Raw genomic sequence first — 12,356 nt, 5'->3', positions numbered from 1 at the left:
CGGAAGGTTGCACCGTGCACGCACTTGGCGGTCAGCGCAGTCCGCCGCAGGGACCGCACGACCGCCCCCGCTCCCCTCTTCCGCTGCCCGGAGGCCGCACGCATGGCACAGACGACGCACGAGAAGCCCGCCGCGGAGCTTCCTGATCCACGGACATCGAAGGCGGGTCGCGGGATCGTCCCCGTGCTGGCCTTCGCGGGCATCACCGTCGCAGTGATGCAGACCCTGCTCGTCCCCGTCATCAAAGACCTGCCCACCCTTCTGAACACCGACCCGTCCAACGCGACCTGGGTGATGACCGCGACCCTGCTCGCCGGCGCCGTGTCCACCCCGATCATGGGACGGCTCGGAGACCTCAACGGCAAGCGGAAGATGCTGCTGGCCAGCCTTGCCGTGATGGTCGTCGGCTCGCTGATATGCGCGTTCACCGACGACCTCGTGATCATGATCGTGGGCCGTGCGCTCCAGGGCTTCGCCATGGGCGCCATCCCGCTGGGCATCGGGATCATGCGCGACGAACTGCCGCGCGAGAAGCTCGGCTCGGCGATGGCCCTGATGAGTTCCTCGATCGGGGTGGGCGGCGGACTCGCACTGCCCGCCGCCGCGCTGGTCGCCCAGCACGCCGACTGGCACACCCTCTTCTTCGGCTCGGCCGGTCTCGGCGTGCTCGCCATGGGACTGACCGTGCTCGCGGTGCCGGAGACCTCGCTGCGCGCCCCCGGGCGGTTCGACGTCACGGGCGCGCTCGGCCTCTCGCTCGGCCTGGTCCTCCTGCTGCTGCCGATCACCAAGGGCAGCGACTGGGGCTGGACCTCGGGCACCACGCTCGGCCTGATCGCCGCCGCCCTGGTGGTCCTCGTTCTCTGGGGCGTCTTCGAGCTGCGGAGCGACGCGCCCCTGGTCGACCTGCGGACCACGGCCCGGCGCGAGGTGCTGCTCACCAACCTCGCCTCGATCATGGTCGGGGTCGCCTTCTACGCCGTCTCGCTGGTTCTTCCGCAGCTGCTCCAGTTGCCGGCGTCCACCGGTTACGGGCTCGGCCAGTCGATGGTGGTCGCCGGACTGTGCGTGGCCCCGCTGGGCCTGACGATGATGTTCGTCGCCCCGCTGTACGCCCGGATCTCCGCCCGGTACGGCCCCAAGATGACGCTGATGCTCGGCATGGCGATCATCGCGATCGGTTACGGGGCCGGGCTCGGCCTGATGAGCGCCGCCTGGCAGACCATCGTGATCGCGGTGCTGCTCGGGGCCGGTATCGGACTCGCGTACTCCTCGCTGCCCGCCCTGATCATCGGGGCGGTCGACGCCTCGGAGACGGGCGCGGCCAACGGGCTGAACACCCTGATGCGCTCGATCGGCACCTCGGTGTCGAGCGCGGTGATCGGCATGGTGCTGGCGAACACCTCGGTGCGGATGGGGCCGGTCGCGGTGCCCAGCATGGAGGGGTTCCGCACCTCGTTCATGATCGCCACGGGTGCGGTGCTGGTCGGTCTCGTCCTGGCGGCGTTCCTGCCGTCGCCGCGGAAGGCCAACGCGCCGCTGCTGCTGGCGAGCAGCGCGGCCGACGACGCCGCGCGCGAGGCCGGCGAGCCACTCCCCGCCGTCCCGCACCCCTTCGCCGGCTCCGACGGCTTCCGCGGCCGCGTACTGGACGCGCACGGGACACCGGTGGCCGGGGCCAATGTGACCCTGATCGACCGGCACGGCCGGCAGGCCGGGCTCACCACGACGGACGCGGAGGGCCGCTACGCGCTCGCCGCCCCCGGCAACGGCAGTTTCGTCCTGGCCGGTTCGGCCGCCGGACACGCGCCGCGGGCCCGCCCCGCGTCGTACCCGGCGGACGGGACGCGGGCCGAGACCGATCTGGTGCTGCCGGTCAGCGCACCGGAGCGTCGAACCGCGGCGCGGTCGTGAGCAGATGAGAGACGTCCGTCCCCACCGGAAGTTCCTGCGGCTGCGCGCCGCGGGCGAACAGCCGGGCGGGACGGGCGCCCTGGACCCGGGCCTGGCGACCGTTGACCCGCAGCCATGAGCCCTCGCGAAGACCGAGCACGGGCACGTCGTTCTCCTCCAGGAACTCGGTGAGCCGCTCCTGACGGGTCTCGCCCTTGTGGGTGCTGTCCGGGTCCGGGTCCAGGTAGTGCGGGTTGATCTGGAACGGGACGAGGCCGAGCGTCTCGAAGGACGGCGGCTGCACGATGGGCATGTCGTTGGTCGTACGGAGGGTGGGCGCCGCCATGTTCGTCCCCGCACTGGCGCCCATGTACGGGAGCCCCTCGCGCACCGCCTCGATGACGGCGTCCCGCAGACCGGTCCGGTAGAGCGCGCTCAGCAGCCGGAACGAGTTGCCGCCGCCGATGAACACGGCGTCGGACGCGGCGAGTTCGGCGACCGGGTCGGCGTTCTCGTGCACACCGCGGACGCTGACGCCGGCCGGTTCGAGAGCATCGCGAACGCGGGCCGTGTACGTGGTGTAGTCGGCGAGCGCGTAGGGAACGAAGGCCAGCCGGGCGCCGGAGGGCAGGAAGGCGGCCACCGTGTCGAGGGCGTGTTCCAGGTAACCGCAGCCGTACTGGGTGGAGTTGGAGAGCAGGAGCAGATTCACGGGGTTCCTCTTCGGGGTTCTCTTGGATCAGGTCGTGCGGGTGCGGGTGTCGGGCGCCGGGTCACGTCGCGCGGGGTCGGCGGGCCTTGGGCTTCGGGCGCTGCGGCGGGTGGGTCAGGCGCTTCTCCAGCAGGTCGGCGGCCTGCCGCAGCGCTTCGAGGCGGTTGTCCGGCGCCCCCTCGAAGCGTTCCTTCGCGCCGCCCAGGCTGAGGCTTCCGTACGGTTCACGCCCGAGGAAGACCGGTACGGCGACGGTCGCGATGCCGGTGTCGTACTCGCCGACCGTCCAGGCGTACCCCTGGGCACGGACGTTCAGGAGCTCCTGCTCCAGCAGGTCCGGATCGGTGACGGTCCGCTCGGTGAACCGGGCCATCGGGCGTCCCCGGAAGAGCCGGTGGCGCTGCTCGTCCGGCAGGTAGGCGTAGAACGACTTGGCTGTGGCCCCGGCGTGCGCCGGGTAGAGCTCACCGACCAGCGGGTAGTAGCGCAGCGGCCCGGTCTCGCCCTCCTCGGCGGCCACGCACCGCATGTGGAAGCTGTCCGGCAGGCAGAACAACACGGTGTCGCCGGTGACCCGGCGCAGCTCCGCCAGGACCGGACCGGCCAGCAGCTCCAGCGATCCGGAGCGCTCCCAGAGCCTGCCCAGGCGCAGCACGGCGGGGCCGATGCGGTAGCGGCGGGTGGCCGGGTCGGAGACCAGGAAGCCGCGTCCCGCGAGGGTGGCGAGCAGCCGCTGGGCCACCGAGGTGTCCCAGCCGAACTCCTCGGCGACCTCGGTGACGCCCCAGTCGGGTCTGGTCCGCTCGAACGCGAGCAGCACGAGGAGCGCCCGGTCGACGGTTTGCAGGGCCCCGGCGGGAGTACGCCGGTCCAGATCGAAGTCCGCCATCGTCATCTCACCCATCTCACCATTCAGACCTGAATTGCAGATAACGGGAAACAGTTGCGTTCAACGCTATCCGATCCCGAATCTGCTCTCAGCACCCCGTCCGGCGTCCCACTCCCTGCCGGGCGCCGGACGGGTGTGATGGATGCGCGAGAAAGGCCCCCCATGTTGAAGTACGTACTGGACGTCGTCGATCTCCTCGACGACCCCCAGGTCAATGGCAAGACGGTCGTCGAGTACCTCGACTCCGCAGCGGGGGCCGAGGGCTCGTCCGCAGAGGTCACCACGGTCGCCGGCGAGCAGGGCTCGACGGACTTCGTGATGGTCCGCATTCCCGGCTCCCGGGGACGTACGGCCGGAGGCGACGCCCGCACCCTTGGCGTCGTCGGGCGGCTCGGCGGCATCGGCGCCCGACCCGAGGTGACCGGCATGGTCTCCGACGCCGACGGCGCGGCCTCGGCCGTCGCCACCGCCGCCAAGCTGCTCGACATGCGCCGCCGCGGCGACGTGCTGCCCGGCGATGTGATCGTCGCCACCCACATCTGCCCGAACGCGCCGACCGAGCCGCACGAGCCGGTGCCGTTCATGGGTTCGCCCGTGGACATCGCCACCATGAACCGGCACGAGGTGACCGGCGAGATGGAGGCCGTGCTCTCCATCGACACCACCAAGGGCAACCGGATCATCAACCACAAGGGCCTCGCCCTCTCGCCCACCGTCAAGGAGGGCTGGGTGCTCCGCGTCAGCGAGCAGCTCGGCGAGCTGCTGGCCGTGGTGACCGGTGAGCCGCTGGTCACATACCCCGTGACCACGCAGGACATCACGCCGTACGGTAACGGTGCACACCACATCAATTCGATCCTCCAGCCCGCCACCGCGACGGCCGCCCCCGTCGTCGGTCTGGCCATCACCTCGGCCGCCGCGGTGCCGGGCTGCGGCACCGGCGCGAGTCACGAGAGCGACATCGCGTCCGCCGCCCGCTACGCCGTGGAGGTCGCCAAGGCCTACGGCGGCGGCCACCTGGACTTCCACAACGCGGTGGAGTTCGACAACCTCGTCAACCGCTACGGGTCGCTGGCTCACCTGCAGACCTTCGGCCGCACCCCCCAGGAGTCCTGATGGCAGACGCCCCGCAGGCCGACGCCGTGGTCCACGAGACCAAGAGCATCGGCAGCGACGACTACTCGCTCTCGCGCGTCCCGCGCGACAAGCGGTTCGGCTTCTGGTCGATGCTGCTCCAGTGGCTGGCCCAGTCCGGTTCGATCTCGCAGTTCACGCTCGGCGCCACCATCGGCGTCGGCATGACCTTCGGCAACGCCTTCCTCGCCTTCACGCTCGGCGCGGTGATCCTGGAGGTGGTGATCTTCGCGATCGGCCTGGCCGGCATGCGTGAAGGTCTCGCCACCCCGATGCTGACCCGCTGGGTGGGCTTCGGCCGGAACGGTTCCGCACTGGTCAGCTTCGTCATCGCGGTCAGCCTCGTCGGCTGGTTCGGCGTCCAGAACACGATCTTCGGCAACAGCGTCTCGGCGCTGGTCGGCGGACCGTCCTGGATGTGGTGCGTGCTCGCCGGGATCGCCATCACCGCCCTGGTGATCTTCGGCTTCAAGTACATGGCCAACTTCGCGAAGATCGTCACCCCGCTGTTCTTCGCGATGGTCGCCTGGTCCGTCATCACCACGCTCAACGACCACTCGTTCAGCGACCTGATCCACTCGCCGCCGCCCGGCGAAACGATTCCGCTGGCCGTCGCGGCCACCGCCATCGCGGGTGGCTACATGACGGGCGCGATCGTCTCCCCGGAGATGACCCGCTACAACAAGCGGGGCTCGCACGTCTTCCTGCAGAGCGCCTCGTCGATGATCCTGTCCGAGTACATCGTCGGACTGACCGGCGTGCTGCTCGGCCACCTGGTCAAGAGCAACGAGGTCTCGCACATCGTGCTCTCCACCTCCGGTGCCTTCGGGGTGATCGTGGTCCTGATGTCCACCGCCAAGATCAACGACTGGAACCTGTACGGCTCCTCGCTCGGCGTCGTCAACTTCTTCCAGGTCGTCTTCGGCAAGCGCGTCCACCGAGGCGCAGTCACGATCGTCCTCGGCATCGCGGGCACGCTCCTGTCCGCGGTCGGGATCATGACCCACTTCACCGAGTTCCTCACCATCCTCGGCGTCGCGATCCCGCCGATCGGCGGCATCATCGTGGCCGAGTACTGGGTCGTGAAGAAGATGCGCAAGCCGCTGGACGACACCCGGGAGTCCCAGACCCTGCCGAAGACCTCGCCGACCTGGGTGCCGATGTCCATCGTCATCTGGATCGTGGCGTTCTGCGTCGGCAAGTTCTACGACGGCGGCATCCCGGCCCTGAACTCACTGGCCACCGCCTTCGTCCTGTACTGCGTCCTCGGCCTGCTGGGCTGGGTGAAGCCGTACGGCACCTCCACCCTGGACGACGAGGGCGACGCAGCCCCCGCCGCCCGCACCACCACTTCCGTGGGAGCAGCATGAGCACCGTCCCCGACACCGCCCCCCTGGTCCCGGCTTCCGATGAGGCCCAGGCCGAGGTCGTCGACCTCTGCGCCGAGCTGATCCGCTTCGACACCTCCAACCCCACGAGCAACGAGCGCGCGAGCGCCGAGTGGGTCGTGGGCCGCCTCGCCGAGGTCGGCATCGAGTCCGAGTTGATCGAGTCCGCCCCCGGCCGGGCCAGCGTCATCGCCCGGATCGCGGGCCGTGATCCCGAGCGCGGTGCCCTGATGGTCCACGGCCACCTGGACGTGGTGCCCGCCGACGCCTCCGAGTGGCAGGTGCCGCCGTTCTCCGGCGAGATCCGGGACGGCTACCTGTGGGGCCGCGGCGCGATCGACATGAAGGACACGGTGGCCGTCATGCTGGCCACCGCCCGCCACTTCGCCCGCACCGGCACGCAGCCCTCGCGCGATCTGGTCCTGGCCTTCCTCGCTGACGAGGAGGCGGGCGGCAAGTTCGGCGCCCACTGGCTGGTCGAGCACCGTCCGGAGCTGTTCGCCGGAGTGACCGAGGCGATCGGCGAGGGCGGCGGGTTCTCCTTCGCCCTCGACGACACCCGTCGCCTCTACCCGATCGAGAACGCCCAGCGCGGCATGGCCTGGATGGAGCTCACCGCGACGGGCCGGGCCGGCCACGGCTCCTCCCCCAACGACGAGAACGCGGTCACCGACCTCGCCGAGTCGCTGACCCGGATCGGCCGCGAGACCTTCCCGATCCGGCTGATCGAGCCGGTCCGCGCGCTGCTGGAGGAGGCCGCCCGCCTCTACGGCGTCGAGTTCGACGAGGACGACATCGAGGGCAGCCTCGCGAAGCTCGGCCCGGTCTCCGACTTCATGCAGGTGGTGCTCCGCAACTCCGCGAACCCCACCATGTTCAACGCGGGCTACCAGACCAACGTGATCCCCGGGAAGGCCACCGCCCGTGTCGACGGCCGCTTCCTGCCGGGCCACGAGCAGGAGCTGATCGACACGATCGACAAGCTGCTGCTCCCCTCGGTCAGCCGCGAGTGGGTCAACCACGACATCGCGATGGAGACCACGTTCGACGGCCCGCTCGTCGACGCCATGTGCGACGCGGTGCGCGCCGAGGACCCGGACGGCCACCCGGTGCCGTACTGCAACCCCGGCGGCACGGACGCCAAGGCCTTCACCCACCTCGGCATCCGCTGCTTCGGCTTCAAGGGCCTCAAGCTCCCGCACGACCTGGACTACGGCCGGCTCTTCCACGGCGTGGACGAGCGCGTCCCGCTGGAGGGACTCCGCTTCGGTGTCCGCGTCATGACCCGGCTCTGGCAGAGCTGCTGAACCGCCCCCTCCTACCTGGCCGCACACCCCCGCCGACCTCGTCGACGGGGGTGTGCGGCACGATGGGGCGCCATCGAATCGCCCGTCCCACCAGGAGGAACCCGTGGCCGCCGAGCCCAAGCCGGAGATTCTCGCCGCGTTCCAGGCCGCCAAGGGCTTCATGCCGGTGGTCGAGGGACTCGCGCTGTACGCCGCCGCCGCCGAGGCGGCCGCGCTCGGTCTGCCGCTGCTGGAGGTGGGCACGTACTGCGGGCGCTCCACGATCCTGCTCGCCGACGCGGCGCGTGCGGCGGGCGTGAGTGCCCTCACCGTCGACCACCACCGGGGCAGCGAGGAGCAGCAGCCCGGCTGGGAGTACCACGACCCGACGGTGGTGGACCCCGAGGTGGGCCGGATGGACACGCTGCCCACGTTCCGCCGGACGCTGCACGCCGCCGGCCTGGAGGACCACGTGGTGGCGCTCGTCGGACGTTCCCCGCAGGTGGCGGCCGTCTGGGGCGGCCGGCTCGGCCTCGTCTTCATCGACGGAGGCCACACGGACGAGCATGCGAACGGCGACTACGAGGGCTGGGCCCCGCATCTCGCCGAGGGCGGCCTGCTGGTGATCCACGACGTGTTCCCCGACCCGGCGCACGGTGGCCAGGCCCCGTACCGGGTGTATCTGCGGGCGCTGGAGTCGGGGGCGTTCACCGAGATCTCCGTCACGGACTCACTGCGGGTGCTGCGGCGTACCGGGACGGGAATCTGAGCGCCCCCGACACCGCGCGGGCTCCCGGATAGCATCGCCGGGTGCGTCACGACGAGAGAGTTCCCCCCACCCCCCGCCGGCCGAAGCGGGCCGCCGCGGCGGCGCTGACCGTGCTGTGTCTGGGCATCGGCGTCTCCGGCTGCGGCGGCGACAGCGGCGCGCAGGCGCAGCCCGGGAAGGGCGGCGACGCGGCCCCGTCCTCGGCGGCCGCGTCCGCACCGGCGAAGGCCTCCCCGGCAACGCCGTCACCGGTGCGCACGAGCCCCGCCCCGTCGAGGAAGCCCGCCACGCCCTTCCCCTCCACGCCGGCGACCGCGTCCGGGCCGCTGTCCGGGAAGACGGTCGTCATCGACCCGGGCCACAACCCCGACAACCACCTGCACACCGCCGAGATCAACCGACAGGTGGACATCGGCACCACGCACAAGGAGTGCGACACCACCGGCACCTCCACCAACTCCGGTTACGCGGAGGCCCGGTTCACGCTCGACGTCTCGCACCGGCTCCGGACGCTGCTCCAGGCACAGGGCGCGAAGGTGGTCCTGACGTACGACGACGACCGGGCGTTCGGGCCCTGTGTCGACGAGCGGGCCCGGATCGGCAACAAGGCCGGGGCGGACGCCGTCATCTCGGTCCACGCGGACGGTTCGGCGGCGGGGAACCGCGGCTTCCATGTGATTCTTCCCGCATCGGTGCGCGGCGGCGGCGCGGACACCTCGAAGATCGTGGGTCCTTCGCGCGATCTGGGCACCCGCATCGCCGGACTCTTCGTACGCGCTACCGGAAGTGCGCCTTCCAATTACATCGGCGGCAATACCGGCTTGGACACCCGCAAGGATCTCGGCGGACTGAATTTGTCCACCGTCCCCAAAGTCTTCATCGAATGCGGCAATATGCGTGATCCGAAGGATGCCGCCCTGCTCACCAGCGCGGGCTGGCGCCAGAAGGCGGCCCAGGGCATCGCGGACGGCATCAGCAGCTACCTCAAGGAGTAGCGGCCGACGGCGTCAGCAGCCACCTCAAGGGGTAGTAAGAGGTGGTTCTGCGATGAATTCGGGAGGATGCCCGCCCAAGGACCGGGCAGGGACACAACCCGCCCGGGCAGACGATAGATTCATCCGTACGATGGGGGGCCGCTCCCGAGCTTCGCGCCGTACCCGCCGTACCGGTGGCAGCGACGACCGCCCCGACGAGACGACCGACTAAGGACCTTCACGTGAATATCCGCTCCCTCACTCGAGGCGATGGCGTGGTGATCGGAGCAGCGGTCGTGCTGTTCATCGCCTCTTTCCTCGACTACTTCTCCTACGGAAGCTCCAGCATCGACGCGCCGAACTCCTGGGATTCCCTGGGCAACGCGATCGGTGTCTACATGGTCGGAGTGATCGGTGCCGCACTGATCGTGCTGTCCCGTTCGCAGCCGCAGCCGCGCAAGGTCGCCGGTCTCGACCTCGCCCAGTTCGGTATCGCCGCCACGGTGTTCACCGCGTGGAGCCTCTTCTGGACCATCATCGACCTCGGCCAGATCGACGCCGGTGCCGGCCTGATCCTCGGCCTGATCGCCTCCCTGGCGCTGGCCGGGGGCGCGGTCGCCTCCCCGCTGCTGCCGGCCCTCAAGGCCCCGCTTGCGGGCGCCCCGAAGCCGCAGGCCGTTCAGCCGCCGTACGGTGGCCAGCCGGGCCAGGGCTATGGCTACCCGGGTGCCCAGCAGCCGTCCTACGGCGGTCAGCCGCAGGGCCAGGCACCGGCGTTCGGCGGTCAGCCGCAGGCCGGTCAGCCCGACCCGCAGCAGGCCCAGGCTCCGGCCCAGCAGGCGGCGCCCGCCGGTGACTTCACCCCGTTCTGGTTCGCGGTGCCGGTGGCCCGTCCGCTGTACGGCGAGGACGGTTCGCCGGCTCCGATCGCCGAACTGGCGCCGGGCACCTGGTACCTCGCGGTCGAGCAGCGCGGTCCGGGCCTCATCGCCCAGACGCAGGACGGCCGTCGCGGTGTGCTCCAGGACACCACGGGCATCCAGCGCGGCTGACGACACAGCGCACGCGGTCATCGACAGTGGCCCCCCGCCCCTTCCGGGCGGGGGGCCACTGTCGTACCCTCCGACTACATCTGATGCATCGTCAGAAATGCTGGAGGCAGGCGGAATGCGGCTCGGACTCGCACTCGGATACTGGGGCCGCGGCCCGAACCCGGCCCATCTGGACCTCGCCCGCGAGGCGGAGGAGCTGGGCTACGCGTCGGTGTGGACGGCCGAGGCCTGGGGTTCGGACGCCTTCACCCCCCTGACCTGGATCGCCGCCCACACCTCCCGCATCCGGCTGGGCACCGCCATCGCGCAGATGGCCGCCCGCACCCCGACCGCGACCGCGATGCACGCCCTGACCCTGGACCACCTCTCCGGCGGCCGGATGATGCTCGGCCTCGGGCTGTCCGGCCCCCAGGTCGTGGAGGGCTGGTACGGCCGGCCGTTCCCCCGCAGCCCGCTCACCGCGACCCGCGAGTACGTCGACGTGGTGCGCCAGGTGCTGCGCCGCGAGGCACCCGTCGCCCTGGACGGCCGGTTCCACTCCCACCCGTACAACGGCCCGGACGCCACCGGCCTCGGCAAGCCGCTGAAGCCGATCACGCATCCGCTGCGCGCCGGACTCCCCGTACTGCTGGGCGCGGAGGGGCCGAAGAACATCGCCCAGACCACCCGGATCGCGGACGGCTGGCTCCCGCTGTACTGGTCACCGATGCGCACCGACGTGTACGAGGCGTCCCTGAGCGGCCTCCCCGAGGGGTTCATGATCGCGCCGATGGCCCGGGCACACGTCTGTGACGACGTAGCGGAGGGCCTGCTGCCGGTGAAGGCGATGCTCGGCTTCTACATCGGCGGCATGGGCGCCGCGGCCCGCAACTTCCACGCGGACCTGATGGCACGGATGGGGTACGAGGAGGAGGCGCGGCGCATCCAGCAACTGTTCCTGGAGGGCCGGAAGGAGGAGGCGGTACTGGCCGTGCCGGACGCCTTCGCCGACGAGATCTCCCTGGTCGGACCGCGCGAACGCATCGCGGAACGACTGGAGTTGTGGCGCAAGGGCCCGGTGACGGACCTCCTGGTGACGGCGCCGGACCCGCACACACTGCGGGTGCTGGCGGAGCTCAACCATTAGGACCGGCCACCGCGCCGGACACCACCTCGCCCCGCCGCGGCTGAACCCCGAAGCTGATTCGCCCCCTCGACCGAACCGCCTGCAAAGCGGTTGCGCAGCCGTTGACTCCGGTTGCGGCCTCAGGAGGCCCTGAGCTGCGGAGCCACGGCCGGGAACGTCACCCCGGTGAGCTCCTCCGACACGGTCCACAGGCGCTGCTGGACGGCCTGGTCGTGGGAGCCGGGGCTGGAGGTGACCGGCTTCGGGTAGCCGCGGATCTGCCCCCCGTTGCCGGGGCCGTAGTACTGGCCGCCCGTGACGGCCGGATCGGTGGCGGCGCGCAGGGTGGGCAGGGCGCCCATCTCGGCCTTCTGGGTGAGCAGCGGCGCGAGCCAGGTGACGGGCAGGCGGAGCGCGGCGGGTGCGTTGCGGATGAGCTCGGTGTTGGACACACCGGGATGAGCGGCCACCGCGACCGTGGTGCCGTGCGACGCGAGCCGGCGCTGCAGTTCGTACGTGAACATCAGGTTGGCGAGTTTGGCCTGGCCGTAGGCCGCGATGCGGCTGTACGCGCGCTCCCACTGCAGGTCGTCGAAGTGGATGGCGGCCCGGATGCGGTGACCGGTGCTGCTGACCGTCACGACGCGGGAGCCGGGGACGGGCAGGAGCCGGTCCAGCAGCAGGCCGGTGAGGGCGAAGTGGCCGAGGTGGTTGGTGCCGAACTGCAGCTCGAAGCCGTCGGCGGTGGTCCGCTTGGGGGTGTACATCACGCCCGCGTTGTTGATCAGAAGGTCGATGCGCGGGTGGGCGGCGCGCAGGTCGGCCGCCGCGGACCGGATCGAGTTCAGGGAGGTCAGGTCCAGGGCCTGCACGGTGACGTCGCCGGTCATGCGGGCGGCTGCCCGCTTGCCCTTCTCGACATCGCGGACCGCCAGGACCACCACCGCCCCGCGTTCCGCGAGCATCCGGGCGGTCTCGAAGCCCAGACCGGTGTTGGCGCCGGTCACGATCGCCACCCGGCCGCGCTGATCGGGGATGTGCTGCTCGGTCCAGTTGTCACTCATGACGCACTCCTTAAGGAACCATCGGTCTGTTAGTGGTTGCCAACGTAAAAGACTCCCGGTCTCTTGTCAAGGGACCGGCGGTCTTTAAGC

11 protein-coding genes are annotated in these 12,356 nt (G+C 70.7%); 8 read left to right on the top strand and 3 right to left on the bottom strand.

Annotated features, from left to right (window positions below; all coding sequences use genetic code 11):
* The first annotated feature begins 102 nt into the window (after positions 1 to 102).
* Entirely contained in the window at positions 103 to 1,914 is a 1,812-nt protein-coding gene (locus tag ACIBJG_RS06230; RefSeq protein ID WP_399304430.1) for an MFS transporter, read from the top strand.
* Here the strand turns inward: ACIBJG_RS06230 and pepE are convergent.
* The gene (gene pepE / locus ACIBJG_RS06225; RefSeq protein WP_399304428.1) at positions 1,877 to 2,605 is read right to left on the bottom strand and encodes a dipeptidase PepE; all 729 of its coding nucleotides are present in this window, start codon (positions 2,603 to 2,605) and stop codon (positions 1,877 to 1,879) included. The genes ACIBJG_RS06230 and pepE overlap by 38 nt on opposite strands.
* Before the next feature lie 61 nt (positions 2,606 to 2,666).
* On the bottom strand, positions 2,667 to 3,500 hold the full coding sequence (locus ACIBJG_RS06220; protein ID WP_399304536.1) for an IclR family transcriptional regulator: 834 nt from the start codon (positions 3,498 to 3,500) through the stop codon (positions 2,667 to 2,669).
* Between the two features lie 156 nt (positions 3,501 to 3,656).
* On the opposite strand from ACIBJG_RS06220, the gene ACIBJG_RS06215 reads away from it, so the two are divergent.
* The 7 genes from ACIBJG_RS06215 (at position 3,657) to ACIBJG_RS06185 (ending at position 11,223) form a co-directional block, all read left to right on the top strand.
* On the top strand, positions 3,657 to 4,610 hold the full coding sequence (locus tag ACIBJG_RS06215) for a DUF1177 domain-containing protein (RefSeq protein ID WP_399304426.1): 954 nt from the start codon (positions 3,657 to 3,659) through the stop codon (positions 4,608 to 4,610).
* On the top strand, positions 4,610 to 5,998 hold the full coding sequence (locus ACIBJG_RS06210) for a cytosine permease (protein ID WP_399304424.1): 1,389 nt from the start codon (positions 4,610 to 4,612) through the stop codon (positions 5,996 to 5,998). The genes ACIBJG_RS06215 and ACIBJG_RS06210 overlap by 1 nt, the downstream gene beginning before the upstream one ends.
* The gene (locus ACIBJG_RS06205) at positions 5,995 to 7,323 is read left to right on the top strand and encodes a M20/M25/M40 family metallo-hydrolase (RefSeq protein ID WP_399304422.1); all 1,329 of its coding nucleotides are present in this window, start codon (positions 5,995 to 5,997) and stop codon (positions 7,321 to 7,323) included. Before ACIBJG_RS06210 ends, ACIBJG_RS06205 begins: the two co-directional genes overlap by 4 nt.
* A 160-nt stretch (positions 7,324 to 7,483) precedes the next feature.
* A complete protein-coding gene (locus tag ACIBJG_RS06200; RefSeq protein WP_399304534.1) occupies positions 7,484 to 8,071 on the top strand; it encodes a class I SAM-dependent methyltransferase in 588 nt (195 codons plus the stop codon).
* Between the two features lie 41 nt (positions 8,072 to 8,112).
* Complete coding sequence (locus tag ACIBJG_RS06195; protein WP_399304420.1) at positions 8,113 to 9,066, top strand: N-acetylmuramoyl-L-alanine amidase; 954 nt, start codon at positions 8,113 to 8,115, stop codon at positions 9,064 to 9,066.
* Between the two features lie 254 nt (positions 9,067 to 9,320).
* Entirely contained in the window at positions 9,321 to 10,097 is a 777-nt protein-coding gene (locus tag ACIBJG_RS06190) for a hypothetical protein (RefSeq protein WP_399304418.1), read from the top strand.
* Between the two features lie 115 nt (positions 10,098 to 10,212).
* Positions 10,213 to 11,223 carry an LLM class F420-dependent oxidoreductase gene (locus ACIBJG_RS06185; protein WP_399304416.1) on the top strand — a complete coding sequence of 337 codons (1,011 nt, stop codon included), beginning with the start codon at positions 10,213 to 10,215 and terminating at the stop codon, positions 11,221 to 11,223.
* Positions 11,224 to 11,342: 119 nt separating this feature from the next.
* On the opposite strand, the gene ACIBJG_RS06180 is transcribed toward ACIBJG_RS06185, so the two are convergent.
* A complete protein-coding gene (locus ACIBJG_RS06180; RefSeq protein ID WP_399304414.1) occupies positions 11,343 to 12,266 on the bottom strand; it encodes an SDR family NAD(P)-dependent oxidoreductase in 924 nt (307 codons plus the stop codon).
* Positions 12,267 to 12,356: the final 90 nt, after the last annotated feature.

Origin of the sequence: Streptomyces sp. NPDC050422 (genome assembly GCF_044458665.1) — a bacterium.
Taxonomy (GTDB): Bacteria; Actinomycetota; Actinomycetes; order Streptomycetales; family Streptomycetaceae; genus Streptomyces.
The sequence above is the reverse complement of the archived record's forward strand: the minus strand, read 5'-3'. Positions and strand labels throughout refer to the sequence as shown.

Bases quoted from the DNA above. Each gene is read 5' to 3' on its own strand.
- ACIBJG_RS06230 (WP_399304430.1), top strand. From the start codon at position 103: ATGGCACAGACGACGCACGAGAAGCCCGCCGCGGAGCTTCCTGATCCA.
- ACIBJG_RS06220 (WP_399304536.1), bottom strand. From the start codon at position 3,500: ATGACGATGGCGGACTTCGATCTGGACCGGCGTACTCCCGCCGGGGCC.
- ACIBJG_RS06215 (WP_399304426.1), top strand. From the start codon at position 3,657: ATGTTGAAGTACGTACTGGACGTCGTCGATCTCCTCGACGACCCCCAG.
- ACIBJG_RS06210 (WP_399304424.1), top strand. From the start codon at position 4,610: ATGGCAGACGCCCCGCAGGCCGACGCCGTGGTCCACGAGACCAAGAGC.
- ACIBJG_RS06205 (WP_399304422.1), top strand. From the start codon at position 5,995: ATGAGCACCGTCCCCGACACCGCCCCCCTGGTCCCGGCTTCCGATGAG.
- ACIBJG_RS06200 (WP_399304534.1), top strand. From the start codon at position 7,484: ATGCCGGTGGTCGAGGGACTCGCGCTGTACGCCGCCGCCGCCGAGGCG.
- ACIBJG_RS06185 (WP_399304416.1), top strand. From the start codon at position 10,213: ATGCGGCTCGGACTCGCACTCGGATACTGGGGCCGCGGCCCGAACCCG.
- ACIBJG_RS06180 (WP_399304414.1), bottom strand. From the start codon at position 12,266: ATGAGTGACAACTGGACCGAGCAGCACATCCCCGATCAGCGCGGCCGG.